Source organism: Ohessyouella blattaphilus, from assembly GCF_024721265.1.
GTDB classification, from domain to species: domain Bacteria; phylum Bacillota; class Clostridia; order Lachnospirales; family Lachnospiraceae; genus Aequitasia; species Aequitasia blattaphilus_A.
The window spans coordinates 1-3578 of record NZ_JAMXOC010000054.1 but is presented as its reverse complement, the minus strand read 5'-3'; the positions used below and the strand labels follow the sequence as shown (position 1 = coordinate 3578).

Here is a 3578-nt window from a genome sequence, read left to right as displayed (position 1 = left end):
ATGCAGCCTGTATATAGGCTGCATTAGTGCGAATTATTTTTACCTTTCAGAGCTGCGCTACTTTGTTATTCTTTCAACAGGCAGTTGTGCTACCATGTTAAAGCGTTAACGTTGCGCTTTGTTAAATTTATACAGAAAACTATTTTTTTACTATCTTTTTCTTTTAAATCGCGTAATAGCTGTCATTCCCCTAATTTCCTAGGTTTCCACCGGTTTTCTTGCGGAAATCTTTATTAAAACTTAAGAGAAATTTTTGTACAAATTGCCCAAAATAATCTATTGTAGTCCCGAATTGCAAGTGCTATAATGTATATCGAATTGAATAACAATGAAGGAGGTTTTCATTATGAAAGTGTCAGAACGTATCGATGCTCTAAGGGCCCTGATGGCTCGCGAAGGAATTGATGCTTATCTCGTACCTTCCGCTGACAATCATCAAAGCGAGTATGTTGGGGAACATTTTAAAAGCAGAGCTTTTATTACCGGCTTTACGGGCTCAGCAGGCGATTGTGTCATCACGAAAGATGAAGCAGGTATGTGGACCGATGCTAGGTATTTTATTCAAGCTGAAAAGCAAATGAAGGATACCGGCGTTAAGCTCTATAAAATGGGCGAACCAGGTTTTCCGTCGATGACGGAATTCCTAGAGAAAGTGTTGCCAGCCGGTGGCACTCTCGGTTTTGACGGACGGGTAGTCGCTATGCAAGAAGGACAAGACTACGAAGAATTACTCTCCGGCAAAAATGTTAACATAAAATATGATGTAGATTTGATTGCAGAAATTTGGAACGATCGCCCGCCTCTTTCTGAGAAAAAGGCGTTTGTCTTAGAAGAGAAATACGCTGGCGAAAGCGTTGCTTCAAAGCTAGAGCGTATCCGGACAGAAATGAAAAAAGAAGGAGCGAGCTTACACGTTCTCACTACTCTTGACGATATCTGCTGGATAATCAATCTACGAGGTGATGATATCGAATACTCACCTATGGTTCTCTCCTATGCCATCATTACGCTAGAGGGAATGGAACTATTTATCGATGCGGGCAAGCTAGATGATTCTTGTAAAGCACATCTTGCAAGCAATCACATCACCCTTCATCCTTATAATGATATTTATGAGGCAGTTAAGAAGTTTACTAGTCAGGACACCTTACTTCTCGACCCTGCTAAGTTAAACTATGCCCTCTACAATAACATTCCTCAGGATGTAAGGAAGGTTGAAAAGCCAAACCCTTCCGTTCTTTTTAAGGCGATTAAGAACGAAACGGAAATCGCTAATATGAAAAAAGCCCAAATCAAAGACGGTGTTGCTCTCGTGCGCTTCATGAAGTGGATGAAAGAAAGCGCCGGCAAAGAAAAAATTACCGAGTTATCAGCTACCGCTAAATTGGAAGAATTCCGCAAAATGGGCGAAGGCTACTTGTGGCAAAGCTTTGAGCCAATCTGCTCTTATAAAGAGAATGCGGCCATCGTTCACTACACCGCTACCCCAGAGACGGATAAAGAAGTCTTTGCTGAAGGTATGTTCTTAGCAGATACTGGCGGTAACTATTACGAAGGCTCTACTGACATTACAAGAACCTTTGTCCTAGGCGACATTACTGATGAAATGAAATTCCATTTCACCACCGTTTGCCGCAGTATGTTAAATCTAGCCTCTGCCAAATTCCTATACGGCTGCCACGGCTACAACTTGGATATTTTAGCAAGACAACCCTTGTGGGATCTAGATATGAACTTTAAACACGGTACCGGTCACGGTATCGGCTATCTACTTAGTATTCACGAAGGTCCTGCCGGCTTTAGATGGCAGGTAGTTCCTGGTAAGAACGAACAACACGTTATCGAACCGGGAATGGTCTTGACTGACGAACCAGGTATCTACATTGAAGGTTCTCACGGTATTCGTACCGAAAACGAGTTGCTCGCAGTAAATGGCGTAGCCAATGACTTCGGACAATTTATGCACTTTGAAACCATTTCATTTGTGCCGATCGACCTTGATGGTATCGATCCAGAAGCCTTACGCGCGGAGGAAAGAGCCCACCTCAATGCTTATCATTTGGAGGTTTATGATAAGCTATCTCCTTATCTTGATGATGAGGAAAAATCGTGGCTCAAAAAATATACTAGAGAAATCTAAGAATAACTAGGAGGAAACAAAATTATGGAAACTGTAGCAAAAAAACGTAAACCGTTTGGTTTTTACGTGTGCTCACTTGGCTTTACTTTTGAACGTTGTGCGTTCTATACCGTAAAGTACATGCTGGCAATCTGGATTGCCGTAACTGTAGGTAAGGGCGGGCTAGGCTATGACGATATTAAAGCAACTTCTATGTCTGCTATGTTCGTAGCTATGACCTACATCACCCCTATCGTAGGTGGATGGTTAGCCGATTACTTTATTAGCCCAAGACTTAGTGTCTTCATCGGTATGCTCTTAATGGGAGCAGGCTACCTTTGTACATGGCAGGCAAAATCACTAGGAATGGTTTGGGCAATGATCATACTAGTAGCTGTTGGTACTGGTCTATTCAAAGGAAACTTATCTGGTGTTAATGGTTTGCAATTTAGTGATGAAAATGAATTGAATGAAGCCTTCTCAATTCAGTATTCTTTCGTTAACATTGGTTCATTCATCGGAACTACTTTCTTAGTATTACTTATCCCTACTATCGGATACAACAATGTCTTTTTAATCTGTGCTATCCTAATGTTTATTGATGCTGCTTGGTTCTTTATTGGCGCTCGTTCTTTAGGTGAATTAGGTAAGAAGCCATTTAAAATTGATCAACGTCAATTTAAAGATAACTCTGAAAAAGAAAAGGCGAAAAATCAACCACTTACTAGCACAGATAAAAAGAGAGTCGTGGCAATTATTTTAGTAACGCTATTCTCAGTCGTTTTCTGGTGTGTATGGTACCTTGCTTACTATCCAGCTTACTTCTATTTCGGTTGGGGAGATGGTGCAGATTTCTTAAATCGCGCAAACTGGATGATTGGTAGTTTCCACGTTCCTACTTCTTACTTTGACTCTATGAACGCTCTTACTTGTATTGTTCTTGGTCCAATTCTTGGTAGATTGTGGACAAAACTAGCTGCTAGACCAAAGGGTGATATGAGTATGTTTAAGAAAACCGCTCTTGGAATTATGCTTGTCGGTGTTTCTTATATCGTCATGGTTATTGCTGCCGGAATAGCTGGAACAGGTCAAACAAGTTTAATCTGGATCGCTTTAGTAAGTTTACTGATGTCTGTAGGTGAGATGATTTTCTCTCCACTTGGAAACTCATTTATCTCCAAGCTTGCTCCGTCTAAATTAATGGGACTTTTGTTAGGATTATGGCCAATTGCTGTATTTTTCTCACAAATGCTTTATCCAAAAATTTATGCACTACTCAAAACAGATGTCCCTGCTAAATTTATGAAAGGATACGGTATCCTTGGCGTAATCGTAATCGGCCTTGGACTCGTCCTCTTCTTCGGAAGCAAAACTCTTGACAAATTAGAACAGGGTGAATAAATAATCGAGTAGGAGGCGGTGACTAACCGCCGTCCTCTCACAGCACCGTACGTACCGT

2 protein-coding genes are annotated in these 3578 nt (G+C 41.1%); both read left to right on the top strand.

The genetic code is table 11. The annotated features are described in order from the left end of the window. Positions 1–346 precede the first annotated feature (346 nt). The gene (locus tag NHH16_RS15150) at positions 347–2140 is read left to right on the top strand and encodes an aminopeptidase P family protein (RefSeq protein ID WP_262070431.1); all 1794 of its coding nucleotides are present in this window, start codon (positions 347–349) and stop codon (positions 2138–2140) included. A 24-nt stretch (positions 2141–2164) separates the two neighbouring features. Beyond that, the gene (locus NHH16_RS15145; RefSeq protein WP_262070430.1) at positions 2165–3520 is read left to right on the top strand and encodes a peptide MFS transporter; all 1356 of its coding nucleotides are present in this window, start codon (positions 2165–2167) and stop codon (positions 3518–3520) included. The last annotated feature ends 58 nt before the right edge of the window (positions 3521–3578 follow it).